This window comes from Nocardioides sp. CCNWLW239 (genome assembly GCF_037137035.1).
Classification (GTDB): Bacteria; Actinomycetota; Actinomycetes; order Propionibacteriales; family Nocardioidaceae; genus Nocardioides.
This window is the reverse complement of sequence record NZ_JBBBNW010000004.1, coordinates 258,242-282,893: the sequence shown is the minus strand read 5'-3', so window position 1 is coordinate 282,893 and position 24,652 is coordinate 258,242. Positions and strand designations below refer to the sequence as shown.

The window sequence follows — 24,652 nt, the reverse complement described above, 5'->3', positions numbered from 1 at the left end:
TCTGGAGACACCACCCACGGTGGGTGGTGGAGACGGAGGAATCGCATGACGACCATGACGAACGAGACCGCGCAACGACCCCGCGTCTGCTGGGGGCGGATCATGACGGTTGCTGCCACCGCGGCCGCGGCGGCAGCCGTCGTATGGGTGCTGTGGACCCAGGTCGGGGGAGTGGCGCTCGAGGTGAAGTCGGGGTCGGGCACGCAGCAGATCGGCCTCGCGTCGGTGATCATCAGCACGCTGGTGATCGCGATCGTCGGCGGGACCCTGCTGCGCTGGTGGGCCGGCCGTTCGGAGAAGGGGACGAGGCGGTGGACGATGCTCGCGATCGGGATCGCGGTGGCCTCCCTGATCACGCCGACCAGCGCCGTCACCGTGGCGGCCGGGCTGGGCCTGGCGAGCCTGCACGTCGTCGTGGGCATTGTGGTCATCGTCGGCCTGCGGCGCGGATAGGGTGACGAGCGTGTCCGGCCTGATGTGTCATCTGCGGCGTCACGGCGTGGTGCTGGTGTGGCTCCCGGTGCTGCTGCTCTTCCCGTTGCTCAACCTCTCGAGCGACACGTTGCCGGCGCTCGGTCAGGTGGTCCTGGTGCTGGGTCTCGCCGCGGCCGCGGTCGCCCTCGTGGTCACCGGCCGGGTCCTCGTCCTGCTGCCGGTGCTCGTGGTCCTGATCGGGCTCGCCGCGATGCAGGGCGAGGGCTGGCAGACCGTCTGGGGAGTGCTGGCCATCGTCTCGCCGGCCGTGCTGCGCGGTTGGCGCCTGGTGGTGGCGATCGTCGCAGCCGCGGCCGGCGTCGCGGTCTCGATCGCGGTGATCGAAGGCATCGGCGACGCTTACCTGCTCAGCGTCGGCGGCGTGCTCCTCAGCGGGGTGACGACCACGTCGTTCCTGCGCCTCGTCGAGGCCGTCGAGGAGCTGCGCCGAACCCGGGAGGAGCTGGCCCTGGCAGCCGTGGCCGAGGAGCGCGCCCGGATGTCGCGGGACCTGCACGACCTCCTCGGCCACACCCTGAGCGTGATGGTCGTCAAGGCCCAGGCCGTACGCCGGTTGGCGCCCCGTGACCCGGACGCGGCCGCCGCGCACGCCGCCGACATCGAGGAGGTCGGGCGCGCCGCCCTGACCGACGTCCGGGCGGCCGTCGACCAGATGAAGACGCTCTCGCTGCCCGAGGAGCTCGCCGGCGCGCGCCGCGCTCTCGACGCCGCCGGGATCCGTACGTCGGTGACCGCCGTCCCGGCCGAGGTGCCCGATATCGCCGGCCAGGCGCTCGCCTGGGTCGTGCGCGAGGGCGCGACCAACGTACTGCGTCACTCCGGAGCTGCCAGCTGTCGTTTCGAGCTCACCGCGGACGGTGACGAGCTCCGGCTGGCCGTGGTCGACGACGGGGTCGGTGGGCCTCCCGACAGCGGAGCGAGATCCGGTGGGCTCGAGGGCCTACGGCAGCGGCTGCTCGCGGTCGACGGTCGTCTCGACGTACGTCCTGGGGCCGACGGTTTCCGCCTCGAGGCGCGGGTGCCGGCGTCGTGATCCGTATCCTGCTCGCCGAGGACCAGGCGATGATGCGCGGTGCGCTCGCCGTGCTGCTCGGGCTGGAGGAAGACCTCGAGGTGGTCGCCCAGGTCGGGACCGGCACCGAGATCGTGCCGTCCGCGCTGGAGGTGCGCCCCGACGTGGCTCTGCTCGACATCGAGCTGCCCGGCATCAGCGGCCTCGAGGCCGCGCGCGAGCTGACCGAGCGGCTCCCGGAGTGCAAGGTGATGATCCTGACGACGTTCTCCCGGCCGGGCTACGTGCGCGAGGCGATGGCGGCGGGCGCGGTCGGGTTCCTGGTCAAGGACGGGCCGGTCGAGGAGCTGGCCGACGCGATCCGCCGGGTGCTGCGCGGCGAGACGGTCCTCGACCCGGCGCTGGCCGCGGCGACGCTCCGTGCCGTCCCGAACCCCCTGACCGCGCGCGAGCGGGACGTGCTCGCGGCCTCCGAGGACGGGTCGAGCATCGCCGACATCGCGGGTCGTCTTTTCCTCTCGCCGAGCACCGTGCGCAACTATCTCTCGGCCGCGATCGGCAAGACCGGCACCCGCAACAAGACCGAGGCAGCCCTCGCCGCCCGGCGCAACGGCTGGCTCGCCTGAGCCTGCGCGATCAGGCGGGTGACAGCGACCCGAGCGCGTGCACGAGCGGCGCGAGCTCGGGGATCTCGGCCGCCTCGTCCAGTGCCGTACGCAGCACCTCGTCGTGCAACGGACGGGCCTCCTTCAGCAGGGCCCGTCCGGCGGGCGTGAGCTCGGTGTAGATCCCGCGGCGGTCGTCGGCGCAGAGGATCCGGGTGAGGAGGTTGCGGTTCTCCAGGCGCGTGACCAGGCGGGTCGTGGCCGAGGACGAGAGCGCGGCGGCGCGGGCGAGCTGCTGCATGCGCATGTGCCAGCCGTCCTGGCGGCTGAGTGCGTCGAGGACGGTGAACTCGACGACCGACAGCCCGTGCTCGCGCTGCAGCGCCTTCTCCAGCGCTGCCTCGATCAGGCCGTGCACGGCGGCCAGCGTGCGCCAGCCCTGCGCGCGGATCTCGACGGCGTCGTCAGCGATTCCCATGGGTCCTCCTTCGTGGACGAATCCAGCATACCCGAATTGCGCGGATAGTGCGCGTGTGCAACTATAAATATGACGCGTCTGCAACTACTGCATACGCCGACTATCGACAGACGCAACCCGTCCACGTTCAGGAGTCATCCATGCCCGTCGCACTGCTAGCCCTCGCGATCGGAGGGTTCGGCATCGGCCTCACCGAGTTCGTCATCATGGGCCTGCTCCCCGAGGTCGCCACCGACTTCGGGGTCAGCGAGACCACCGCCGGCTACCTCATCTCCGGCTATGCCCTCAGCGTCGCGATCGGCGCCGTCGGCCTCACCCTCCTGCTCACCCGGGTGCCCCGCAAGGCCGCTCTGCTGGGCCTGATGGTGCTCTTCATCCTGGGCAACCTGATCTCCGCGGTCTCGCCCGACTACGCCACGATGATGGTCGGCCGGATCGTCGCGGCGCTGTGCCACGGCGCCTTCTTCGGGATCGGCTCGGTCGTCGCCGCGCAGCTGGTCGCCCCCGACCGCAAGGCCAGCGCGATCGCGTTCATGTTCGGCGGCCTCACCCTGGCCAACGTCCTGGGCGTGCCGCTCGGCACCCTGCTCGGCCAGGCCGCCGGCTGGCGCTCGACCTTCTGGGCGATCACCGTCATCGGCATCATCGCCTTCGTCGGCATCGCCCTCCTGGTCCCCGCCCACACCGGCCGCAACGAGGCGACCGCCCCCGCCGTACGCACCGAGCTGGCCGCCTTCGCCAGCCCCCAGGTCTGGCTCTCGATCGCTGTCACCGTGCTCGGCTACGGCGGCATGTTCGGCGGCTTCACCTACATCGCCTTCACCCTGACCGAGGTCAGCGGCTTCTCCGCCGGCGCGGTGCCGCTGCTGCTGGTCCTCTTCGGGGTCGGCCTGTTCGTCGGCAACATCGTGGGCGGCCGGGCCGCCGACCGCGACCTGGTCCGCACCCTGACGGTGCTCCTGGCCGCCCTGACCGTTGTGCTGGCCGGCTTCGCCCTCGTCGCCTTCAGCCAGGTGCTGACCGTCGTCGCCCTGGTCCTGATGGGCGCGGTCGGCTTCGGCACGGTGCCGGCCCTGCAGATGCGGGTGATGGGGTACGCCGACCAGGCGCCCACGCTCGCCTCCGGCGCCAACATCGCCGCCTTCAACGTCGGCAACGCGCTCGGCGCCTGGATCGGCGGCCTCACCCTCGCCGCCGGCCTCGGCTACACCTCGCCGCTGTGGGCGGGTGCAGGAGTCACCGCGCTCGGCCTCCTCGTCCTGCTGGTCGCCGTCCGCGCGCCCGGCGGCGAGCGGCGTACGTCCGTTCCTGTTCCTGCCTGAAACCCAGCTCCCAAGAGAAGGAAAGTCACATGACCATCCCGACCATCACCCTGAACAACGGCGTCGAGATGCCGCAGCTCGGCTACGGCGTCTTCCAGGTGCCCGACGACGAGACCGAAGCGGCCGTCACCGCCGCCCTCGAGGCCGGCTACCGCAGCATCGACACCGCGGCGGTCTACGGCAACGAGGCCGGCGTCGGCCGTGCGCTCGCGAAGTCCGGCATCGCCCGCGAGGAGCTCTTCATCACCACGAAGCTCTGGAACGCCGACCACGAGCAGCCGGTCGCGGCGTACGAGAAGAGCCTCGAGCTCCTCGGCCTCGATCACGTCGACCTCTACCTGATCCACTGGCCCACGCCGGCCCGGGACCTGTACGTCGGCGCCTGGCAGGGCCTCGAGGAGCTGTACGCCGCGGGCCGGACCCGCGCGATCGGCGTTTCGAACTTCCTGCCCGAGCACCTCGACCGGATCATCGAGCTCGGCGGCACGGTGCCGGCCGTCAACCAGATCGAGCTGCACCCGGCGCTCCAGCAGCGCCCGACCGTCGCAGCGAACGACCGGCTCGGGATCGCGACCGAGGCCTGGAGCCCGCTCGCGCAGGGCGCGATGCTGGAGAACCCGGCCATCACCGCGATCGCCGACCGCCTCGGCCGCACCCCTGCCCAGGTGATCCTGCGCTGGCACCTCCAGCAGGGCCGGGTCGTGATCCCCAAGTCGGTGACCCCGTCACGGATCGCGCAGAACATCGACGTCTTCGGCTTCGACCTCACCGCCGCCGACCTCGCCGCGATCGACGCTCTGGAGAGCGACGGCCGCACCGGCCCGGACCCGGCGGAGTTCAACGCCGCCTGACGTGTAACACGCTGTTCGTACAACTACTCGCCTCATACGAACGACCGGATAGTGCTACGAACGACGTGTTACCCGGTCCGGGGCCCGCGCAGGTGTTATCGATCGGTGATCGGCCCGGCGGTGATGTACGCCTGGGTTCGGGGCATGCTTGGCCCATGCGACTGACCGAGCACGAGCTCACCGTGGCTCTCACGGCGACGGCGAAGACCGTCCTGGCCTCCGGCCGGAAGTTCCGCAAGGGGGGTGGGGACATCGACCAGGTCTGGGACGAGACCGACCGTTTCCAGCGGTTCAAGCTGCTGGACAGCATCGGCACCCAGATCTTCCCGGTGCTCACCGACCTCCCCGACGTCGATGTCCCGGTCGGTGGCCGTCCGAGCTTCCCGGAGGAGCAGATCCGCGAGTCCGTCGAGCGCCACATCGGCGACGACGTCGGCCGCCTCCGCCGGGCGGTCACGGTCAAGGCCCGTGTCGTGCTGGTTCAGACCGCCCTCGCCAACCTGCCGCCCCGGGCCGAGGGCGACCTGCGCCTGGATACGTGACTCTCCGAGCGGCATCGTCAAGGGGCCATCCCTAATAACTCTCAGGGGTGGGCCAACATCCGCTCGCAGCATGAGTTCGCCTGAATACGACTTCCAGTCGTGAGGACGGTCGGACCGCGTGCTAATGCGGGCCCCGTCTACGCATTCCCTCTGCACCGAGCAAGAAATCTCAGCATCGATTCGCTTGGTTCCCCCGCACGGAAGTCGTGGAACCCGAATCCAAGTTCATTCAGGCGGTTCTGGTCGAGTAGGTACCACTGATTTTCCTTCGATACGACTTTGTCCTCAATTAGGAGATTGAAGATCGATTGGCGTCGGGAGTTACCGCTAACTATCTTCTTGTCAATTTTTGCGACCAAGGCAGCGAGTTGGCCCGGGCGTACCGAACTACGAAAACTCAGAAATATCGTTCTCAGATCCGGGTACATTCGGAGTTCTTGGCTGAAGAACTGATGTCTGGTTGGTATTCGTGAATGCGGGCGGAGTAGTGGGTGCGGATCATCAATAACAACGCGGAGAGTGGATGGATCTGCTTCGATCTTCGTAAGGTTGTTAGCTCTCATTGATTCGCATCCAATAGACGACATGAGGGGCAGGTCCCGGTGGCCTGGTTCAACCCGAAGCGTTGTAGCGCCACACTCGATGTACTCTGCTCGAATCCAAACGTGTGGGCCCATGGCGAACGTCTTTTCTCCGTCCCCGAGAACTAGGCCGGAGTCCGTTGTGATGTATGTACTTCGAATCCCGCTCGGAATGGTTATGGCGCCCGACATATCTTCAATCTCGAACTCGATCTCCTCGGTCAGGCGCTGGGTTCCCTTATCGCGTGACTGGAATGATCTCCAGCAATAAAGTTCACATGGGCCATCGGAAATCAACAGCAGGCTTGACGAACTGAACTCGGCGCGCAGCAGGTCTGCTTCCTGTGTCCACGATGAAATCACCGTCGCGGCGAGTCGCTCTGGGATGACTGGCACTCCAGCGGCGTTATGTCTTTCGCGCGAAACAAACCGGCTGAAGAATGGCCCGACCTCGCGTACTAATGTCGCTGGGTCAAACCCGAGCATCGCGGCGGAGCCTGTGTCGCTCGACACCCTTGCGTAGACGTAATCAGCGAACACGACGCTCGCGAATCCCTGACCTTTAAGAAACGGATGATTAGGAAGAAAGGCCTCCACGGCCTCTTCGTATATTGCCTGCGCCTGTTGTGGCAATCCGCTTGAGTAGAGTGTCGGGGCGGGCAATCCTGCGGCATAAGATGCCAAGCGAGAACATTGTTCTGATTCGGAATACAGGTGCGCCCACTTCGCGTCGGGCTCATCAGCAGGAACACTAGATGCCAGGCGGTCCGAGAGATGTTCTTTGAATTTCCCCGTCTCTCGCTGGAGTATCGCCTGGATAATTTCGGCGAGGAGCTCTCCTTGTTTTGTTGAAGCGAGCTTCGATGGCACTGCCATTGGGTTCTTAACGGCCAGCGATTCTGCTATTGCGACCAGGACGGGCGCATATCCCAGGAAGTCCTGCACCTCGATCCAATTCTCTTCGACTGAGATATCGGCGGAGCCAATAACTTCTGCGATTGATTGAAGCCGAGCGTCACGCAGTTCTCGAAACGGAATAGGTGCGAGATTCTGAATGTTGTAGCTCGGGTCCTTAGGCTCGATCTGAGTGAAGCGTTGGTCCATGTAGGAATGAATGAACTCCCGCGCACTATCCAAACTGAAGAAGTCTACGGAAAGGGTTGCTAGAGGAACGCCTTCATCGGCAAACAATTGACGAACATATATCGCGGTGTCCGAACGAGAAAATACGACGATCGACGGTGAATTGGCACGTCTTTCTGACGGAATTCGGGCGCCGGAGACCTCTAGGATGTTTCTAATGAACCCTAAGAGATTCTCGGCTCCAGCCCTAAAATGGGCCTCGTCAAGGGAGTCGACGACCACTCCTGCCTGGCCGAGGGCGATCAACTTCACGTAATCGGTTGTGAACCCTAGTGATCCCATGATTGTTCCAGATAGAGATCCGTCGCCAACCTGTGCTCGCTCGGACCGAAATAGCGGCCAATTGAGCGCCGAGGCAAGGGCTTGGGCAGCCGCAGTTTTTCCAACGGCTCCTGCGGCTTCGATCAAGAGCACCGTGGAGTTAGTGGGCCACGATTCGACCGTAAGAGTTGGCCAGACGTAGCCCGGAACTGCGGTCGGTTTAGCGATAAATCCGCGACCCACGCTGGAGCTGGGAACGGGTGCCGTATCATTTGCAGGAAGGAGCTGCGCCAACTTCTGCAAAGACGTAGTCTCTGGTTCCACACCGTGCCTCCTGGTCGATTTCGACTGAGGCTAGCGGATTCAGACGTGCTGAGCGCCATAGTTACCAGGATTGGGTATGAATCCCTCAAAATGAGAGATCGGGACGTCGTGTGGCCATAGTGGAGGAACGAATGCGCGGCAGTCTCCGCGGGTCCAGTGGGAGTTTGCTGCGGATGCGTGGACCCGCCCCAATAGCAATGCGATATCGAGGGTGCGTGCGTCGGCGGGCGTAGCGCTGAAGGCAGGTCTCCCGATCGTCTCGGCTGGGGCGTGAGAGGCCCGGGCCAAGCAGAGACCGACGTCGACCAACTCGTCGGATGAGAGGGAAGGCGCCTCTACCTCTTGGCCCGGAAGGGCACGTCGGTCACGCCTTGCACTTGCGTTCACGGTCGAAGGCGAGGGCGGCGAGCGCCAAAGCCCCCACCAGCAGGCCGAAGTCGCGCAGGGCGATGTCGTAGAAGTCGCCCATCGAGACGAGGTTGGCGATGATGCCCGCAAGCCAGGCGGCGACCAGGAGGGCGCCGTAGCGAGGGATGATCGCGACGACGAGGCCGGCGACGATCTCGATGACGCCAACCACCAGCATCGCCTGGTGGGCGCTGCCGGGGACGATGTCGTCGATCCAGGGTGCGAGGTAGCGGTCCCACTCGGTCAGCACCTCGACGAACTTGTCGAGGCCGAAGGCGATCGGAGCGATGACGAAGACCGTACGCAGCAGGAGGAAGGCCCGGTCGTTGCCCGTGGATCCGGTGGCCGACCGGGTCGAGGTCTCGGTGGAGTGGCTGGTCATGGTGGTCCCTTTCGGAGGAGTTGGGTGAAGGGGCACATCCCGCCGAGTCGGCCCATCTTGACGAGAATCGGGGCCGAGTCGGCTCGTCATGACGGGCCGACTCGGCGGCGATCGAGGTCAGGACGAGCCGACTCGGCGCTCGGGGTGCCTTCACGCGGTGTGTGTCACCGACCTGCCCGCGTCTTACCGGCGATCAGGAGGTCCGGGTCCGCGGGTAAGAACCTTGCTCCGCGAGACACCAACTGGTCATGAAGGTGCAGAAGCGAGACCGCGGCGCCCTGCGCTCGCGTCAGGCCCGCGAGGAGGCGGTGGCGTGGCGTCGGCGAAGCCTGCGTCGCGCGGGATTCCCGGCCGGCCTTGCCGCGGAGGTCGCTGCCGACGTACGTCTCGACCTGCATGCGCTGCTGCAGCTGGTCGATCGTGGGTGCCCGCCCGAGCTGGCGGTCAGGATCGTGGATCCGTCGCCGGGCGAGGTGGGATCATGAATGTCGTGCAGGGTGGGACGGCTGAGACCGGCGTCGCGCCGGACGAGGCCTGGGTGGGCGATCTGAACGACCCCGGGCCGCCGGGGCATGTCGCCCAGCGCAGCCTCCACGAGATGCTGCTGCGGGCGACCCGGCATCAGGTCTGGCGTCTGCGCCATCAGCTGCCCGGTGCGGGGCCTGCTGACCTGGAGGACCTGGCCCACCAGGCTGCCGACGATGCGCTGGTCGCGGTGCTCGCCAAGCTCGACACCTTCGAGGGGCGGAGCAGGTTCAGCACCTGGGTCTACAAGTTCGGCGTGCTGCACGCAGGCGTCGCCGTGCGCCGGCAGGCGTGGCGGCATCGTGAGGTCGCGCTTCCGGACACGTTCGACGTGATCGACGACGGCACCGCGCCCGAGGGTGTCGTCCAGGCGGCCGACCTCTCGCGAGCCGTGCACGCCGCGATCGCCTCCGCGCTGACGCCCCACCAGCGTCGGATCACGCTGGCGTTGGTGGTCGACCAGGTCCCGATCGACGTCCTCGCCGAACGTCTCAACACCAATCGCAACGCCCTCTACAAGACTCTCCACGACGCCCGGCAGCGACTCCGGGCGTCCCTGCTGGCCAGCGGTCACCTCGACAAGCCGTCCGGAGCATGCCATGACTGACAGAAACCGTCCCCTGCCCGTGGATGTGCTCGACGGCCTGCTGCTCGAGAGCACCCCCTACCTGTCCTGCGACGACTGCTTCGACCAGCTCGACACCTACGTCGAGCGGCTGCTCGCCGACCCGTCCCACGTGGACGTCCCGATGCAGGTGCACCTGAAGGCGTGCGGGGCCTGCGCCGAGGAGGCCGAGGCGTTGACGGACCTGCTCTCGGCCTAGCCGAGGGTCAGGGCAGGCGGCTGGCGACGTTGTCGCTGAGGTGCTCCAGGGAGTCCTTGAGGATGGTGAACTCCTCGGTCTGCAGCGCCATCACCTCGGCGATGGTGTCGGGCACGCCCTCGGCTCGGCTGCGTAGGTCGGCGCCGGCATCCGTCAGCCGCAGCCGGACGCTGCGCTGGTCCTCGGGACGCTTCTCGCGGGTGATCAGCCCGGCCGCCTCCAGGCGCTTGACCAGCGGAGTGACGGTGCCGTAGTCGAGGCCGAGCCGCTCACCGAGCTCTCCCATGGTGAGGGGGGAGCTCTCCCACAGCACGAGCATCGCGACGTACTGGGGATAGGTCAGTCCCAGGGCGTCGAGGATCGGTCGGTAAGCCGCGGTCACGAGCCGCTGCGCGGTGTAGAGCGAGAAGCACAGCTGCTCGCTCAGCTCGAGGCTGTGGCGAGTCTCTGTCATGTGTTCACCCTACATCCCTTGCGCGCGAGCCTTTTGGGAGAAAACCTTGCGTGCAAGGTAAGTGCGACGTAGATTGCTTGCGCACAAGGTAATTCGCATCGAGGAGTGAACGACATCGTCAAGACCCCGCCCCGCGCTCGCCGGCGAATCGCGTTCCTGCTCTTCGACGGCGTGAAGACGCTCGACTACGCCGGCCCCGCCGAGGTCTTCGTCGAGGCCAACCAGGCGGTCGACGGCTACGACATCGTGCTGCTCTCGCCCGACGGGCAGGACGTGGCGACGTCCCTCGGGAGCAGGATCTCGGTGCACGGTGCGGCCCACGACGCGGGTGAGTTCGACACCGTGGTCGTGCCGGGAAGCGAGCAGCCGCCGCACGACTTCGTACGCAGCCCGCTGACCGAGGCGGCCTCCTCGCTGGCGTCGCGTGCCCGGCGGGTGGTCTCGATCTGCAGCGGCGCCTTCGTCCTCGCCGAGATCGGCCTGCTCGACGGTCGGCGCGCGACGACGCACTGGAAGTTCGCTCCCGAGCTGCAGCGGCTGTATCCGGGCGTGCGCGTCGAGCCCGACGCGATCTTCGTACGTGACGGCGACGTCCTGACCTCGGCAGGCGTCGCGGCCGGCATCGATCTGGCTCTCGCCCTGGTCGAGGACGACCACGGCGCGGACACCGCGCGACAGGTCGCCCAGCTCCTCCTCGTCTACCTGCAGCGCTCGGGCGGCCAGTCGCAGTACTCGGTCCCGCTGCGGGGGCGCGCGCAGCCGGCGTCGATCGTCCGCCGCGCGACGGATCTGGTCGACGCCGATCCCACCCGAGCCTGGACCGTGACCGACCTCGCCCGCCTCGTCTCGACCAGCCCGCGCCACCTGGCCCGGCGCTTCCGTGACGAGCTCGGGCAGTCACCGTCGGAGTACGTCACCGCGGTGCGCTTCGACCTCGCCCGGATGCGTCTCGAAGGCGGTGCGAGCGTCACCGAGACGGCGGCGCAGTCCGGCTACGGCAGCCCGGAGGCGCTGCGGCGTACGTTCGTCACCCGCCTCGGCATCTCGCCGTCGCAGTATCAGCGGCGGTTCCGCTCTGCCCTTCCCGCCGAGCGCGGACGAGGTAGGGGACAGGCCGAGTTCCAGCTCGCAGACTGAGCCGTCGACAGCGGGCGTCAGTCGAGCAGCGGCAGTACGTCGGCGATGGAGGAGACCACCCGCGTCGGCCGGAACGGGAAGGTCTCGACCTGCTCGGGTCTCGTCGACCCGGTCTCGACCAAGATGGTGCGCATCCCGGCCTCGAGGCCGCTGATGATGTCGGTGTCCATCCGGTCGCCGATCATCACGGTGGTCTCGGAGTGAGCCTCGATCTGGTTGAGCGCACTGCGCATCATCAGCGGGTTCGGCTTCCCGACGAAGTAGGGCGCCCGGTTGGTGGCGGCGCTGATCAGCGCGGCCACAGAGCCGGTGGCGGGCAGGGTGCCCTGCGGGCTCGGTCCGCTCGGGTCGGGGTTGGTCGCGATGAACCTCGCGCCACCTTCGATCAACCGGATCGCTCGGGTGATCGCCTCGAAGGAGTAGGTGCGGGTCTCGCCCAGCACGACGTAGTCGGGGTCGTTCTCCGTCATCACGTAGCCGACCTCGTGCAGCGCCGTGGTCAGCCCGGCCTCCCCGACGACGTACGCCGAACCGCCCGGCCGCTGGTCGGCGAGGAACTGCGCGGTGGCGAGCGCCGAGGTCCAGATCGACTTCTCGGGGACGTCGAGCCCGGAGCGGAGCAGCCGCACCCGGAGGTCTCGCGGGGTGTAGATCGAGTTGTTGGTCAGCACCAGGAACGGCACCGAGGCCTCGGTCAGCTTCGCCAGGAACTCGGCGGCGCCCGGGATCGGCTCCTCCTCGCGCACCAGGACACCGTCCATGTCGGTCAGCCATGTGTTGATGGGGCGCTCGTCGATCACGGACACATCATCGCCGATCCGGGCGACACCGCCAACGCATTCGTGCGCCGGTCGCCGAGATCACCGGTGATGAGCCTCACCACCGGTTGCGCACATCCTCGGCCCAGCCGACGAGCCCGGCGAGCGACACCCACTCGCCCGCGTGGTCACGTACGCGACCCGACCAGTGCCCGAAGCACTGGTGCGTGCGAGAGGAGAAGACCTTGAGGTCGGTGATCGACCGCTTCAGGTGGAACGGGGTGAACGTCAGGTCGACAGACTCGCCCGCCACCTTCCACGGCGCCAGCCAGTCGTCGGTGTCGTAGGTCCACACCAGCTCCTCGCCGATCTTGGTGAGGTGGCCGTCGACGAGCAGCGAGTTCTCGCTCGCCCCGGTGCCGTCGGTCCACTTGCCGCCGACCTGGATCCCGAGGACGCGCCCGTCGGTGCGCCCCGAACCGGCACCCCAGTTCCAGTGCATCGAGTAGGGCCAGCGCCCACGCCCGTGGTCGAGCACGGCCCAGGAGTCGCCCGCCGGTAGGGCGTGGGCCTGGTCGTCGATCCACAGCGTGCCGGTGGCGGGGCGGGCCACGTCCTTCACCGTGTATTGGAAGAGCCGGTCCGACCACGGGACGACGACGCCGAGGCTCTCGTGGCCGTCCGGCCGGTGCGCCATGATGTCGACCCGCACCCGCGTGCCCTGGGCCTGCAGCCGGGTGCCGCCCTCGACCTCCGTGAGGTCGATCCGCACGGCCCGGGTGCGGGCACGCGCCGGTCCCGCGCCCAGCGTCCCGGGCAGGGTCGCGCTTCTCCCGAGGACGCCGATCGCGTCGTGGGAGATCTCCTCGCCGGTGCGGCGGTCGAGCACCCAGATGCCGTGCACGGCCGCGTAGTCGATGTCGGAGAGGACCAGCGCGACGACATGGGTGGGCGTGGTGACTCCCCAGTACTCCCAGCGCTTGTTGCGACCCCGCCCGAGGCGGCCGCGACCGATCCCGTCGGTCGTGATCAGCGGTGTCCGGGTCCAGCCCACCGCGGCCGGGTTGAGCCGTCCGTCGGGGAGCGTCAGCGAGACGGGCGAGGTGATCTCACGCTCGGCGTCAGTCGGTTGCATGGCCGCACCCTACGGGCAGCGCGACCTGGAAGGGGTCCTGGTCGAAGCACAACCCCTGGATCTGGCCGGCCGCCCTCGACAAGGCCGAGGCGTGGTCGGACGTGTCCGGATTCGTGGGGTATCGGGCAGGTACGGCGGGGCGCTCCGGGGCGCCGAGCGCCGAGGATTGAGATGCTGCGCCGGGGCCGCGACAGCTCCTGCATTGGGAGCGGCGGTCGGCGCATGACTGTGAGGACTCCCACCATGCCTACGTTCACCACCTCCGACGGCACCGAGATCTACTACACCGACTGGGGCACCGGGAAGCCGGTCGTGCTCAGCCACGGCTGGCCGCTCAGCTCGGACGCCTGGGCCGTCGAGTCCAAGCTGCTCGCCGACGCGGGCTACCGGGCGATCGCGCACGACCGCCGCGGCCACGGCCGCTCGACCAACACCGACCGCGGTCACGACATGGACACCTACGCCCGCGACCTGGCCGAGCTCATCGAGCACCTCGACCTCACCGAGCTCGTCGTGATCGGCCACTCGACCGGTGGCGGCGAGGTCGTCCGCTACGCCGCCCAGCACGGCAAGGGCCGCGTCCGCAAGGTCGTCACGGTCGGCGCGGTGCCGCCGGTCATGCTCGAGTCCGAGACCAACCCCGAGGGCACGCCGATGGAGGTCTTCGACGGCATCCGCGCCGGTGTCCTCGCCGACCGCTCCCAGTTCTACAAGGACCTGGCGGTCTCCTTCTACGGCTTCAACCGGGAGGGCGCCAACGTCTCCCAGGGCCTCATCGACGACTTCCAGCGCCAGGGGATGCTGGCCGGGCTGGCCGCTGCGTACAACTGCGTCAAGGTCTTCTCCGAGACCGACTTCACCGAGGACCTGAAGGCGCTCGAGGTGCCGACCCTGATCGCGCACGGCTCGGACGACCAGATCGTGCCGATCGCGGCCGCTGCCGAGAAGGCGGTCAAGCTGGTCGCCGACGGCACGCTGAAGGTCTACGAGGGCGCTCCGCACGGCATCGCCGGCGACTACCAGAAGGCGCTGATCGCCGACATCCTCGAGTTCATCGCCGACTGAGGATCGGGAATAGCCCGACGGAGCCCGCGCGCTGCGCCAAGTGTGAACCAGGACAGTCCGGCGTGGGAGATGACGTTCGCCTACCAAGAGCAGCTGGCCGCCGGCTCCGCCGGTGAAGACGTACGCCACGCCACCTGGCTCCTCGTCGACGACGGCACCGTGGTGCTGACCGCCGCCGGGCAGTCGCACCTCCTCCGCGCGGGCGACGCGGCCCTGATCGGGGCGCAGGTCAGGCACCGGCTGGCGACCCACGACGGGGCGACGCTCACGCGAGCCGACCTGCGGGCGGTCGCGGTGGGCTACCCGCTCGCCAACCCGCTGGTCGTGCGGGACTTCGTCGGTCGGCACGGCGGGGTGGCCGAGCTGCTCCGCCGGTGCCCGCTGGCGGGGCCGTGCCGTCCGTCGGCGCTGTTCGCATCGGGTTACGCCTCGCTGCTCGGTGCTGCGATGACCGCCTCCTGGCTCGAGGACACCGGGCGCGGGACCGACGGTCCCGCGCCCGCTCTCGACCCGGCCGTGGGACAGGTGATGAACGCGCTGATCGCGGATCCGGGGCGGGCCTGGTCGGTCGAGACGATGGCCGAGTCGGTACACCTGTCCCGGTCGGCACTGGGGGAGCGGTTCCGGCGCAGCCTGGGGCAGAGCCCGAGCGAGGCGCTGCGCGACGTCCGGATGCGGGCGGCACGCCACCTGCTCACCGGCAGCGATCGTCCGGTGGAGCAGGTGGCGTACGCCGTGGGGTACGGCTCCGGTGCGGCGTTCAGCCGGGCCTTCACCGCCGCCCACGGGATCGGCCCGCAGGCGTGGCGCGAGGACCCGTCAGCCGCGCGGGACGCGGATCGCCGCGAAGCCCACGGCAGCGATGACCGCACCGACCGCACCGAGGAGCAGCACCCGGCTGACGCCGTGCTCGTCGAGCACCGCGCCTCCTAGCGCCGCCCCGAGGGTGATCGCCACCTGGAACGCGGTCACCTGGAGCGCCAGTGCCGACTCGGTGCGCTCGGGCTCGACCCGGGTGACCCACAGCTGCGTACCGACCGGGACCATGTTGAACCCGAACCCCCACACGAGCATCGCCAGCGCCATGACCGGCGTGCTCTCGGCGAGGAAGGTCAGCACCAGACCGCCGGCGAGGAGAAGCGGTGCGACGGTGACGACGGCCCGCAGGTGGTGGGAGAACCGGCCGGCCGCGAGGTTCCCGAAGAGCCCACCGAGGCCCCACAGCGCCAGCATCCACATGCCGTCGCCGGGCGAGGTCTCCGAGATCGCGATCCGGATGAACGGGTACGCCATGAAGTTCCCGAGCACCGCCACGACGAGCACCATCACGCCGGCCACAAGCCGGGGGTTGCGGAGGGCCCGCCGCATCATCGCCAGACCGGCTCCCGGATGAGCCGGAACCGGGGGCAACGCCCGGGCCAGCGCGGCCGCGGAGACCAGGCTGAGCACCGCTGCCGCCGCGAACCCCCAGCGCCATCCGGGACCGTCCGCGAGCAGCGAGCCCAGCGGCAGCCCGACGATCGTCGCCACCGTGACGCCCAGCGCGATCGAGGTCGAGATGACGTGGTCACGTCCCGGTGATGCGTACGTCCCGACGGCGAACGCGAACGACCAGTAGCCGGCGATCGCCGCCCCCAGCACCAGCCGCCCGAGGAGCAGGACGACGAAACCCGGGGCGATCGCGACCGCCAGGTTGGCGACCGCCGCGGCGACCAGCAGGCCCACCAGCAACGTACGTCTGTCCATTCTCGGCAGGACCATGGCGATGCTCGGTGCGGTCAGCGCCCCCGCGATCGCGGTCGCCGCCACCGCCAACCCGGCGGTCCCCTCGCTGATCCCGAGGTCGCGCGCCATCGTGGGCAGTACGCCGGCAGGCAGGAACTCGCTCGAGACCAGGATCGCGATCCCGGCGGCGAGCGCGACCACCGGTGCGGCGCGGCCGGAGGACGCCGTGGGCGTAGCCGTGGAAGGTATCGGGGAAGCGGTCGAGTCGTGCGAAGTCGTTGTCACCCTTCGATGGTCGCCACGATCCGAGCGCCCGCGTTGATCGTGCGTCGCCCGTCCTTGACCGGATGACCGCCGTCTCTCCGCTCCGCGACACGACTTTCGATATGGGGTCGACAACGGTAGTAGCGTGAGCGGCATGATCGTTCCTCCTGTGCTCAGACAGGAACAGCTCATCGAGGAGATCGCCCTCCACCTCGCCGATGAGGTCGAGGGCGACTGGTCCACGTTGGTCTTCAACCACCGCAACCTGTCCATGTTCTTCACCGGGCGCATCGACGTGCACCGACCGGACGGCAGCTTCGCGCATGCCAAGCCGCCCGACTCGGTGCTCACCCTGACCGACGAGCTCAGGCGGGTGATGTATGAACCCGACAAAGGTGCTTGGTTCTCCGCCCGCTGGACCATCGCGAGCCGTGAAGGCGAAGAGGATGGTGTGACGAGGAACTCGACGACGGTCGTTTTCAACTACGACGACGAGCCCGTCTGGCGCTGGCCCGCTCATCCCGGGCTGTATGCGATCGATCTGGAGACCTTCCCACGCGCCGCGGAACACGTCCCCACCTGGCTCCGGCAGAAGGTCAGCGGCGCCCAGCGTACGTTGTAGAACTGTCCGTCCTCGGCCGCGCGGCTGCAGAATTCCCACAAGGAATCGCCGCGAAGCCTGTCGGAGTCGAGGTGTCGCAGGGGCACGGTTAGATGACAGTCTCTGCACCGTGCCACAGGTCTCACGAATTGCCATTGTCAACCGCGGCGAAGCCGCGATGCGTCTGATCCACGCCGTACGCGACCTCAACGCGCGGGACACGTCCGAGGGGCCCATCCGCACCATCGCGCTGCACACCGACGTCGACGCCGGCGCGGCGTTCGTGCGCGAAGCCGACGAAGCCCATCTGCTCGGTGCAGCGGCGGACCGCCCCTACCTCGACCTCGCCGTCCTCGAGAAGGCGCTGGTCGACACCGGGGCGGACGCCGCCTGGGTCGGCTGGGGCTTCGTCGCCGAGGACCCCGCTTTCGCCGAGCTCTGCGAGCGGTTGGGGGTCACCTTCATCGGTCCCAGCGCCGAAGCGATGCGGAAGCTGGGCGACAAGATCGGCTCGAAGCTGATCGCGGAAGAGGTCGGGGTCCCGGTGGCTCCGTGGAGCCGTGGCGGGGTCGACGACCTGGACTCTGCGCTGGCCAGTGCCGAGGAGATCGGCTACCCGCTGATGCTCAAGGCCACCGCCGGCGGTGGCGGACGCGGCATCCGGAAGGTCACCTCGGGCGACGAGCTCGCCGAGGCCTACCAGCGCACCCGAGACGAGGCGGAGCGAGCCTTCGGCAGCGGCGTCGTCTTCCTGGAGAAGCTGGTCACCGACGCCCGTCACGTCGAGGTCCAGGTGATCGCCGACGGTCAGGGCACCGCCTGGGCGATCGGCGTCCGAGACTGCTCGGTCCAGCGACGGAACCAGAAGGTCATCGAGGAGTCGGCCTCCCCGCTGCTCACCGACGAGCAGGCCGCCGACCTCAAGTCCTCGGCCGAGCGCCTCGCCAACGCCGTCGGCTACGCCGGCGCGGGCACCGTCGAGTTCCTCTACCACCCGGGCGAGAAGACGTTCGCCTTCCTCGAGGTCAACACCCGCCTCCAGGTCGAGCACCCCATCACCGAGGTCGTGACCGGCACCGACCTGGTCGCGCTGCAGATCCAGGTCGCCTCCGGTCTGAAGCTGACCGGTGACCGGCCGGGCGAGCGCGGCCACGCGGTCGAGGCCCGCCTCAACGCCGAGGACCCGGACCGCGACTTCGCCCCGGCCCCGGGCCGGATCAGCCGCCTCGAGTTCCCTGCCGGTCCCGGCATCCGGGTCGACACCGGTGTCGCCGAGGGCGACACCATCCCGGCCGACTTCGACTCGATGATCGCCAAGGTGATCGCCTGGGGCGCCGACCGCGAGCAGGCGCTGGCGCGACTGCGCCGGGCGATGGGGGAGACCACCGTCATCATCGACGGCGGCGCCACCAACAAGAGCTTCATCCTCGACCTGCTCGACCAGCCCGAGGTCACCACCGGCAGCCCGGCCTGGGCCGACACCGGCTGGATCGACCGGGTGCGCGGCGAGGGCCGGCTGCAGGCCGCCCGGCACGCCGGCATCGCGCTGGTCGCGGCGGCGATCGAGGGCTACGACGAGGCCGAGCGCGCGGAGATCGCGCGCATGCTGCAGACCGCCCAGGGAGGCCGGCCTCAGATCCAGCACGACCCGGCCCGCACCATCGAGCTCAAGCTTCGCGGGGCGACGTACGCCTTGACGGTCCGGCAGTCCGGACCGGCCCGCTACCAGGTCACCATCACCGCCGGGGGCGAGTGTCGCACCCTCACCGCCACCCTCGACCGGATCGACGAGGTGCACGGCCGGCTCACCGTGGACGGCCACCGCTACCGGCTGGTGACCGCCACCCACGGCCCCGTCCATCTGGTCGAGGTCGACGACGTCATGCACCGGGTCAGCCGTGACGAGGGCGGCATGGTGCGCTCGCCGGCGCCGGCGCTCGTCGTCTCCACCCCGCTCGCCGTTGGCGACGAGGTGGAGGCCGGCCATCCCGTGCTGGTGCTCGAGTCGATGAAGATGGAGACCGCGCTGACCGCGCCGTTCACCGGCCGGGTCAAGGAGCTCCTGGTCCGGGTCGGCAGCCAGGTCGAGACCGCGGCGCCGTTGATCCGCCTCGAGCCGACCGGTGACGCCGCGGGTGACCAGGCGAGCTCTGCCGGCCTCGCCGAGCTCGACCTGCCGGAGCCCACGACCGAGCGGGGCCGCAGCAACGGGGCGCTGGCCGACCTGAGCAGCCTGTTGCTCGGCTACGACGTCGAGGAGGACCAGCGTCCGGCGCTGCTCGCCGCCCATCTCGCCTCTCGCTCGAGCGGTGCGCCCGCAGACACCCTCCGTGTCGAGATGGGCCTGCTGTCGCTGTTCACCGACTTCGCTGAGCTCAGCCGCAACCGGCCGGCCGGCGACGAGCCGTCCACCGAGCTCCGGGTGCACAGCTCGCGAGAATACTTCCACACCTATCTGCGCAGCCTGGACCCCGACCGGGGAGCGCTGCCGGACCACTTCCGCGACAAGCTGCAGCGGGTCCTCGCCCACTACGGGGTCTCCGACCTGGAGCGTACGCCGGAGCTCGAGCGTGCGGTGTTCCGCATCTTCCTCGCCCAGCAGCATCCCTCCGACGTCGACGTCGCGATCGGGATCCTGCAGCGCTGGCTGGGCGACCCGCCGCCGTCCGCCGACGACGCCGCCGCCGTCCGCGCGCTGCTCGAGCGGATCGTCCGAGCCACGCAGCGCCGGTTCGCCGTGGTCGGCGACCTGGCCCGTTCGGTCCGGTTCGGCTGGTTCGACCAGCCGTTGGTCGACGACGAGCGTCGCGCGGTCCTGGAGGGGGTGCCGGCCGAGGTCGCTGCCCTCACCGACCCGGCGGCCCCGAACCGGGCCGCTCGTATCGACGCGCTCGCCGCCGTACCCGAGCCCTTGGTCGGCTTCCTCCGGGACCGGCTGGTCGAGGGGCTTCCCGAGAGCGAGCCGCTGCTGGAGGTGCTGATCCGACGGCACTACCGCGACTACCACCTCCACGATCTGACCGTCGGCCTGCACGTCGACCGGCCGGTCGTGCACGCCGAGTACGCCACGGACGAGAAGGGTGCGACCCGCGTGGTGTCCACCATCGGTGACGTCACCGAGCTCGCCCGACCCGACGGCCCGCTCGGCACCGCGATCACCTCGGTGCTGGCCTCCGACCACGACGACGTCGTCGAGATCTACCTGCGCTGGGAGGACGCGCCTGCCGACGCGGACCTCGCTTCCGCCGAGCTCACCAAGATGCTCGCCGGGCAGGAGTTCGCCCGCCGCGCCCGTCGCGTCTCTGTCGCCGTCTGCCATGCCGCCCCGCAGCCGGTCGACTACTTCACCTTCCGCCACCACGCCGACGGGGCCCCGCACATCCCGACCGACGACCTCGTCGAGGACACCCTGGTCCGGGGCATGCACCCGATGGTCGGTCGCCGGCTGAACCTCTGGCGCCTCAGCGAGTTCGACGTCACCAGGCTCCCGGCCCCCGACGACGTACTTCTCTACGAGTGCGTCGCCCGCGCCAACCCGGCCGACCGCCGGCTCGTCGCAGCCGCCCAGGCCCGACAGCTCGCCGTGGTGCGCGACGACGAGGGCCGTGTGATCGCACTGCCCCACGTCGAGCGTGCCGTGGAGAACTGCCTCGAGGCGATCCGTCGCGTACGCACCGCCCGCGGCCGCGAGGGCACCAAGCTCGACGTCAACCACGTGTGGGTGACGGTGTGGCCGGTGGTCGAGGCCGACCTCGACCAGATCACCGCGCTGCAGAGCAAGATCACCCCGCTCAGCGAAGGCACCGGGATCGAGGAGGTGCTCGCCGAGGGCCGCGTGGCGTCGCCGGACGGCGGCGACCCGACCCGGCTGGCGATCCGATTCCACGCCAAGCCGGGGGCAGGTGTGGTGGCAGACGTCATCGAACCGCCCACCGAGCCGCTCGCCCCGTTGGACGAGTACGCCGCCAAGGTGCTGCGCGCCCGACGCCGCGGTCTGGTCTACCCCTACGAGCTGCAGCGCGCCATCGCGGGGGACGGCACGGTCGTCGAGCACGACCTCGATGCCGATGGCAGGCTCACCCCCGTCGACCGTGACCCCGGGCTCAACAGCGCCGGCATCATCGTCGCCGTCGTGACCACCCCGAGCCCGCTCTACCCGGAGGGCATCACCCGCGTGGTGCTCTGCGGTGACCCGCTCAAGTCGCTCGGTGCGCTCTCGGAGCCCGAGTGCGCCCGGGTGATCGCGGCCATCGACCTCGCCGAGCAGATGGGCGTCCCGGTCGAGTGGTTCGCGGTGTCGGCCGGTGCCCGGATCTCGATGGAGAGCGGCACCGAGAACATGGACTGGGTCGCCGCCGCGCTGCGCCGGATCGTCCAGTTCACCCAGGCCGGCGGCGAGATCAACATCGTCGTCGCGGGTATCAACGTCGGCGCCCAGCCCTACTGGAACGCCGAAGCGACCATGCTGATGCACACCAAGGGCATCCTGGTGATGACTCCGGACAGCGCCATGGTGCTCACCGGCAAGCAGTCGCTCGACTTCTCCGGCGGAGTCTCCGCCGAGGACAACCACGGCATCGGTGGCTACGACCGGGTGATGGGACCGAACGGGCAGGCGCAGTACTGGGTGCCCGACCTGGCCGGTGCCTTCCGTGTCCTCATGGCCCACTACGAGCACACCTACGTGGTGCCCGGCGAGGCCGGACCGCGGCGCGCGCCAACCTCTGACCCGACCGACCGCGACGTGTCGACCTACCCCCACGAGGGTGACTTCACCACGGTCGGCCAGATCTTCTCGGCCGAGCACAACCCCGACCGCAAGCGCCCCTTCGACATCCGCACCGTGATGCGGGCGCTCGCCGACGCCGACCACGAGATGCTCGAGCGCTGGGCCGGCATGGCCGACGCCGACACTGCCGTGGTCGTCGACACCCGGATCGGTGGTTACCCGGTCAGCCTGGTCGGGATCGAGTCCAAGCCGGTCCCGCGCGCCGGCTTCCCTCCGACCGACGGCCCGGACACCTACACCGCGGGCACCCTGTTCCCGCGGTCGTCGAAGAAGGTCGCGCGCGCGATCAACGCTGCCTCGGGCAACCGCCCGCTGGTGGTCCTCGCCAACCTGTCCGGCTTCGACGGCTCCCCGGAGTCGATGCGCAACCTCCAGCTCGAATACGGAGCAGAGATCGGCCGCGCGGTCGTCAACTTCCAGGGCCCGATCGTCTTCTGCGTCATCTCCCGCTACCACGGTGGTGCGTTCGTGGTCTTCTCGAAGCACCTGAACCCGTCGATGACGGTCTTGGCGATCGAGGGTTCGTACGCCTCGGTCCTCGGTGGCGCTCCCGCGGCGGCCGTCGTCTTCGCCGCCGAGGTCTCCAAGCGAGCAGCCGCAGACCCCCGCGTCGCCGCGCTCGAGGAGCGCATCGACCACGCCGAGGACGGTGAACGCGGCGCCCTCGTCGTCGAGCTCGCCGACCTCCGCGCCCAGCTGCGCGCCGACAAGATCGCCGAGGTCGCCGCCGAGTTCGACGGCGTCCACAACATCCACCGCGCCGTCGCGGTCGGCTCTGTCGACGAGGTCATCGCCGCCAGCGACCTGCGGCCCAAGGTGATCGACGTCATCGAGAGGGCGTGGGGCAAGCAATGATCGAATCGCTCGCCGGTGGCGAACGAACGTTCGTTCGCCACCGGCGAGCAGTGGGCGGCGAGCTCTGACCTAGGGTTCGGCGCATGCCGTCTCGCCGACTCTCACGTCCGCCTCGCCCCCTGGCGCTCGGCGACATCGTCGTTGCGCCGTCCGAGCTGCTCGGAGAGTGGACCGCTGCCCAGGTGACTGGTTTCCGTGAAGAGTGGAAATACGTCTGCCTCCTCGATCTCGACTGGTCTGGTCCCGAACCGACGAGCTTGGAAGACCTTGGAGAGATCCGCCCCCTCCGGCTCACCCACCATCACGATGAGGGCTTGTCGGACTGCCACTTCGAGTGGGTGCTGCCGCGGAGCCATCGGGTGCTCGGAAACGTACCGCCGCTGGCACCGCCCGGTGAAACCTTCTCCCACGGCTGGCGCCTCGGCGACCAGCTGCACTATCAGCGCCTATGGGACGACGGAGTGAAGGAGTGGTCTGACCCCGCCCGCCTGAACGTGACCGGGGCCGAGCTCGAGGATCTCCTTGCCAGCAACGGGACGACGCGCCTCGACGTCCGCACGCTGTGGGTCCACGGAATCGAGCTGACCGACGCAGGACGTCTCGTCGAGGTCTTCCCAAATGTTCGAGCCCTGAGAATCTGGGGCGCGCTCGGTTCGTTGACGAATGCTGGCAGTCTCAACCATCTGGCGTCGTTGAGGACGCTGGAGCTGTATGACACGTTCGGGATGACCGCGGCAGACTGTCTCGACCCTTCCCAGTCCACCGAGATGGAGCACATCGAGCTCCACAGTGTCCCCGTCGACTACGCGAAGGCCATGCGCGCCCGCTGGCGGGGCGAGGCAGTCAACGGGACCTATACCGAGATCCGGTCGCCGCGCACCCCTGACTGGGTCGAGGCGAACCGGAACAACCCGCTCCGGGACTGGGATGGTCGACCGCACATCAGCGCTGCGGCGTACAAGAAGTCTGTCGCGCAGCTCGAGACGACACGGTCCGCGATCGAGACTGAGCTGCAGGCGTGGTCGGAGGAGCACTCGATCGCGGAGATGACGCGCATCGGTGTCGACTTCGGTAAGGCGTTCAACAGGCTCACGGCGCGGAACCCCTGGATCGAGACCGAGGAGCGCGACGAGCTCTGCGAGGCCATGGTGAGCGTTGCCAGTCGCCTTGCTGAGGCTGCCGGGATGGCCGATCGACGCTCGGAGATCACTGTCGCGCTCCTCGCCGGGGTCGGCAGCGTCCGCGATTGGTGACGGCCCTTCTTTTGCCAGCAGCGCTCCGGGTCAGGACCCCTTTTCGCGGAACACGTCGTCGAGCGGGTCAGCCTCGAAGTAGTCGGTCTTGATCCTCAACCACTGGCCGCTGAGGATCATGTCCCTCAGAGCCTCGTCCATCTGCGCCTTGCGCTGGTCGCCGGATCGGACCACGAACCCGATCGGGGCGTCCTTGACCTGGTAGACGATCGGCTCTTCCAGAGGTGTGGGTGCGCTCTTGATGATCGACTGGGCGTAGGGGGCTCCGTGGAAGAACGCGTCGGCCGCGCCGTTCTCGATCAGGTTGACGGCAGCGCCGACGTTCGGCGCCTTGACGATCTCGACGTTGTGGTACTTCTCCTTGAGGTAGGACTCCTGGATCGCGCCGTCGACGACCGCGACCCTCTTCCCGTTGACGTCTCTGCGTGTCTGGATGGTCGATCCCTCGGGGGTGAGGAAGGCGACGTACGTCGAGAAGTAGGGCGTGCTGAAGTCGAACTCGCGCTCGAGCTCTGACGTGCTCGTGACCTGGGCGCCGATCATGTCGATCTTTCCGGCTCGCAGGGCCGGGAAGAGCTCGTCGAACTCCATCGGCACGAACTCGGGCTCGAGGCCCATGCCTTCGGCGACGCCGCGCGCCATCTCGTAGTCGAAGCCCTTGGCCGTGCCACCGCGGGTGTAGAAGACCGGCTCGGTGCTCTCGACGCCGACCCGAAGCGTGTCGCCGCCGACCGTAGCGCTCGCCTTGTCGGTGGCAGCCGGCTCGGGGTCCGAGAGCTGTCCGCTGAGAACGATGGCGCCGAGAAGGGCCAGCGCGCCGCCGATGACGACGAACTTGATCTTGTTCATGTGGGGGGTCCTGT

At 68.8% G+C, this 24,652-nt stretch carries 23 protein-coding genes; 15 read left to right on the top strand and 8 right to left on the bottom strand.

What is annotated here, in order from left to right; genetic code table 11:
* Positions 1 to 45 precede the first annotated feature (45 nt).
* The 3 genes from WBG06_RS18390 to WBG06_RS18380 are packed head-to-tail and all read left to right on the top strand — an operon-like array spanning position 46 to position 2,133.
* The gene (locus WBG06_RS18390; protein WP_336738394.1) at positions 46 to 453 is read left to right on the top strand and encodes a DUF6069 family protein; all 408 of its coding nucleotides are present in this window, start codon (positions 46 to 48) and stop codon (positions 451 to 453) included.
* A 10-nt stretch (positions 454 to 463) separates the two neighbouring features.
* Complete coding sequence (locus WBG06_RS18385; RefSeq protein WP_336738392.1) at positions 464 to 1,528, top strand: sensor histidine kinase; 1,065 nt, start codon at positions 464 to 466, stop codon at positions 1,526 to 1,528.
* Complete coding sequence (locus WBG06_RS18380) at positions 1,525 to 2,133, top strand: response regulator transcription factor (RefSeq protein WP_336738391.1); 609 nt, start codon at positions 1,525 to 1,527, stop codon at positions 2,131 to 2,133. The genes WBG06_RS18385 and WBG06_RS18380 overlap by 4 nt, the downstream gene beginning before the upstream one ends.
* A 10-nt stretch (positions 2,134 to 2,143) precedes the next feature.
* Here the strand turns inward: WBG06_RS18380 and WBG06_RS18375 are convergent, their stop codons facing one another.
* A complete protein-coding gene (locus WBG06_RS18375) occupies positions 2,144 to 2,590 on the bottom strand; it encodes a MarR family winged helix-turn-helix transcriptional regulator (RefSeq protein WP_336738390.1) in 447 nt (148 codons plus the stop codon).
* A gap of 140 nt (positions 2,591 to 2,730) precedes the next feature.
* On the opposite strand from WBG06_RS18375, the gene WBG06_RS18370 reads away from it, so the two are divergent.
* From WBG06_RS18370 to WBG06_RS18360, 3 genes are all read left to right on the top strand, one after another.
* On the top strand, positions 2,731 to 3,912 hold the full coding sequence (locus WBG06_RS18370) for an MFS transporter (protein ID WP_336738389.1): 1,182 nt from the start codon (positions 2,731 to 2,733) through the stop codon (positions 3,910 to 3,912).
* Between the two features lie 29 nt (positions 3,913 to 3,941).
* On the top strand, positions 3,942 to 4,763 hold the full coding sequence (locus WBG06_RS18365; RefSeq protein ID WP_336738387.1) for an aldo/keto reductase: 822 nt from the start codon (positions 3,942 to 3,944) through the stop codon (positions 4,761 to 4,763).
* Positions 4,764 to 4,918: 155 nt separating this feature from the next.
* On the top strand, positions 4,919 to 5,305 hold the full coding sequence (locus WBG06_RS18360) for a hypothetical protein (protein WP_336738386.1): 387 nt from the start codon (positions 4,919 to 4,921) through the stop codon (positions 5,303 to 5,305).
* 137 nt (positions 5,306 to 5,442) lie between these two features.
* On the opposite strand, the gene WBG06_RS18355 is transcribed toward WBG06_RS18360, so the two are convergent.
* Both WBG06_RS18355 and WBG06_RS18350 read right to left on the bottom strand, forming a co-directional pair.
* Positions 5,443 to 7,614: a hypothetical protein gene (locus tag WBG06_RS18355; RefSeq protein WP_336738385.1), complete on the bottom strand. Its 2,172-nt coding sequence runs from the start codon at positions 7,612 to 7,614 to the stop codon at positions 5,443 to 5,445.
* A gap of 364 nt (positions 7,615 to 7,978) precedes the next feature.
* Entirely contained in the window at positions 7,979 to 8,404 is a 426-nt protein-coding gene (locus WBG06_RS18350; protein WP_336738384.1) for a hypothetical protein, read from the bottom strand.
* Positions 8,405 to 8,652: 248 nt separating this feature from the next.
* Here WBG06_RS18350 and WBG06_RS18345 point away from each other — a divergent pair, with 248 nt between their 5' ends.
* From WBG06_RS18345 to WBG06_RS18335, 3 genes are read left to right on the top strand one after another with little or no spacing between them, the layout of a single operon-like run.
* Complete coding sequence (locus WBG06_RS18345) at positions 8,653 to 8,889, top strand: hypothetical protein (RefSeq protein ID WP_336738383.1); 237 nt, start codon at positions 8,653 to 8,655, stop codon at positions 8,887 to 8,889.
* On the top strand, positions 8,886 to 9,536 hold the full coding sequence (locus WBG06_RS18340) for an RNA polymerase sigma factor (protein WP_336738382.1): 651 nt from the start codon (positions 8,886 to 8,888) through the stop codon (positions 9,534 to 9,536). The genes WBG06_RS18345 and WBG06_RS18340 overlap by 4 nt, the downstream gene beginning before the upstream one ends.
* Entirely contained in the window at positions 9,529 to 9,753 is a 225-nt protein-coding gene (locus WBG06_RS18335) for a hypothetical protein (RefSeq protein WP_336738381.1), read from the top strand. The genes WBG06_RS18340 and WBG06_RS18335 overlap by 8 nt, the downstream gene beginning before the upstream one ends.
* 7 nt (positions 9,754 to 9,760) lie before the next feature.
* Here the strand turns inward: WBG06_RS18335 and WBG06_RS18330 are convergent, their stop codons facing one another.
* A complete protein-coding gene (locus tag WBG06_RS18330) occupies positions 9,761 to 10,207 on the bottom strand; it encodes a MarR family winged helix-turn-helix transcriptional regulator (protein WP_336738380.1) in 447 nt (148 codons plus the stop codon).
* Positions 10,208 to 10,312: 105 nt separating this feature from the next.
* Between WBG06_RS18330 and WBG06_RS18325 the strand changes: the two genes are divergently transcribed.
* Positions 10,313 to 11,344, top strand: coding sequence for a GlxA family transcriptional regulator (locus WBG06_RS18325; protein WP_336738379.1), 1,032 nt, complete (start codon positions 10,313 to 10,315; stop codon positions 11,342 to 11,344).
* Positions 11,345 to 11,361: 17 nt separating this feature from the next.
* Here the strand turns inward: WBG06_RS18325 and WBG06_RS18320 are convergent, their stop codons facing one another.
* Positions 11,362 to 12,105 carry an HAD-IIA family hydrolase gene (locus tag WBG06_RS18320; RefSeq protein WP_336738545.1) on the bottom strand — a complete coding sequence of 248 codons (744 nt, stop codon included), beginning with the start codon at positions 12,103 to 12,105 and terminating at the stop codon, positions 11,362 to 11,364.
* A 115-nt stretch (positions 12,106 to 12,220) separates the two neighbouring features.
* Entirely contained in the window at positions 12,221 to 13,237 is a 1,017-nt protein-coding gene (locus WBG06_RS18315) for a DUF2804 domain-containing protein (protein ID WP_336738378.1), read from the bottom strand.
* Positions 13,238 to 13,480: 243 nt separating this feature from the next.
* Here WBG06_RS18315 and WBG06_RS18310 point away from each other — a divergent pair, with 243 nt between their 5' ends.
* Together WBG06_RS18310 and WBG06_RS18305 are read left to right on the top strand one after the other, a co-directional pair.
* The gene (locus WBG06_RS18310; RefSeq protein ID WP_336738376.1) at positions 13,481 to 14,302 is read left to right on the top strand and encodes an alpha/beta fold hydrolase; all 822 of its coding nucleotides are present in this window, start codon (positions 13,481 to 13,483) and stop codon (positions 14,300 to 14,302) included.
* A 69-nt stretch (positions 14,303 to 14,371) separates the two neighbouring features.
* Complete coding sequence (locus WBG06_RS18305; protein WP_336738375.1) at positions 14,372 to 15,235, top strand: AraC family transcriptional regulator; 864 nt, start codon at positions 14,372 to 14,374, stop codon at positions 15,233 to 15,235.
* Here the strand turns inward: WBG06_RS18305 and WBG06_RS18300 are convergent.
* Positions 15,122 to 16,312 (bottom strand): MFS transporter, encoded by a 1,191-nt coding sequence (locus WBG06_RS18300; RefSeq protein ID WP_336738374.1) that lies wholly within the window; start codon positions 16,310 to 16,312, stop codon positions 15,122 to 15,124. The genes WBG06_RS18305 and WBG06_RS18300 overlap by 114 nt on opposite strands.
* 133 nt (positions 16,313 to 16,445) lie before the next feature.
* On the opposite strand from WBG06_RS18300, the gene WBG06_RS18295 reads away from it, so the two are divergent.
* From WBG06_RS18295 to WBG06_RS18285, 3 genes are all read left to right on the top strand, one after another.
* The gene (locus tag WBG06_RS18295; protein WP_336738373.1) at positions 16,446 to 16,913 is read left to right on the top strand and encodes an agglutinin cell wall attachment protein; all 468 of its coding nucleotides are present in this window, start codon (positions 16,446 to 16,448) and stop codon (positions 16,911 to 16,913) included.
* Positions 16,914 to 17,022: 109 nt separating this feature from the next.
* Positions 17,023 to 22,536 carry an ATP-binding protein gene (locus tag WBG06_RS18290; RefSeq protein ID WP_336738372.1) on the top strand — a complete coding sequence of 1,838 codons (5,514 nt, stop codon included), beginning with the start codon at positions 17,023 to 17,025 and terminating at the stop codon, positions 22,534 to 22,536.
* An 83-nt stretch (positions 22,537 to 22,619) separates the two neighbouring features.
* On the top strand, positions 22,620 to 23,789 hold the full coding sequence (locus tag WBG06_RS18285) for a hypothetical protein (RefSeq protein WP_336738371.1): 1,170 nt from the start codon (positions 22,620 to 22,622) through the stop codon (positions 23,787 to 23,789).
* 30 nt (positions 23,790 to 23,819) lie between these two features.
* Here WBG06_RS18285 and WBG06_RS18280 read toward each other — a convergent pair whose 3' ends face one another.
* A complete protein-coding gene (locus WBG06_RS18280) occupies positions 23,820 to 24,638 on the bottom strand; it encodes a substrate-binding periplasmic protein (protein WP_336738370.1) in 819 nt (272 codons plus the stop codon).
* Positions 24,639 to 24,652: the final 14 nt, after the last annotated feature.

Excerpts from the sequence above, each read along its gene's own strand:
- WBG06_RS18280 (WP_336738370.1), bottom strand. The coding sequence starts at position 24,638 with ATGAACAAGATCAAGTTCGTCGTCATCGGCGGCGCGCTGGCCCTTCTC.
- WBG06_RS18375 (WP_336738390.1), bottom strand. The coding sequence starts at position 2,590 with ATGGGAATCGCTGACGACGCCGTCGAGATCCGCGCGCAGGGCTGGCGC.
- WBG06_RS18350 (WP_336738384.1), bottom strand. The coding sequence starts at position 8,404 with ATGACCAGCCACTCCACCGAGACCTCGACCCGGTCGGCCACCGGATCC.
- WBG06_RS18335 (WP_336738381.1), top strand. The coding sequence starts at position 9,529 with ATGACTGACAGAAACCGTCCCCTGCCCGTGGATGTGCTCGACGGCCTG.
- WBG06_RS18315 (WP_336738378.1), bottom strand. The coding sequence starts at position 13,237 with ATGCAACCGACTGACGCCGAGCGTGAGATCACCTCGCCCGTCTCGCTG.
- WBG06_RS18360 (WP_336738386.1), top strand. The coding sequence starts at position 4,919 with ATGCGACTGACCGAGCACGAGCTCACCGTGGCTCTCACGGCGACGGCG.
- WBG06_RS18345 (WP_336738383.1), top strand. The coding sequence starts at position 8,653 with ATGAAGGTGCAGAAGCGAGACCGCGGCGCCCTGCGCTCGCGTCAGGCC.
- WBG06_RS18365 (WP_336738387.1), top strand. The coding sequence starts at position 3,942 with ATGACCATCCCGACCATCACCCTGAACAACGGCGTCGAGATGCCGCAG.
- WBG06_RS18295 (WP_336738373.1), top strand. The coding sequence starts at position 16,446 with ATGATCGTTCCTCCTGTGCTCAGACAGGAACAGCTCATCGAGGAGATC.
- WBG06_RS18310 (WP_336738376.1), top strand. The coding sequence starts at position 13,481 with ATGCCTACGTTCACCACCTCCGACGGCACCGAGATCTACTACACCGAC.
- WBG06_RS18320 (WP_336738545.1), bottom strand. The coding sequence starts at position 12,105 with ATGGACGGTGTCCTGGTGCGCGAGGAGGAGCCGATCCCGGGCGCCGCC.
- WBG06_RS18285 (WP_336738371.1), top strand. The coding sequence starts at position 22,620 with ATGCCGTCTCGCCGACTCTCACGTCCGCCTCGCCCCCTGGCGCTCGGC.
- WBG06_RS18305 (WP_336738375.1), top strand. The coding sequence starts at position 14,372 with ATGACGTTCGCCTACCAAGAGCAGCTGGCCGCCGGCTCCGCCGGTGAA.
- WBG06_RS18330 (WP_336738380.1), bottom strand. The coding sequence starts at position 10,207 with ATGACAGAGACTCGCCACAGCCTCGAGCTGAGCGAGCAGCTGTGCTTC.
- WBG06_RS18340 (WP_336738382.1), top strand. The coding sequence starts at position 8,886 with ATGAATGTCGTGCAGGGTGGGACGGCTGAGACCGGCGTCGCGCCGGAC.
- WBG06_RS18370 (WP_336738389.1), top strand. The coding sequence starts at position 2,731 with ATGCCCGTCGCACTGCTAGCCCTCGCGATCGGAGGGTTCGGCATCGGC.
- WBG06_RS18390 (WP_336738394.1), top strand. The coding sequence starts at position 46 with ATGACGACCATGACGAACGAGACCGCGCAACGACCCCGCGTCTGCTGG.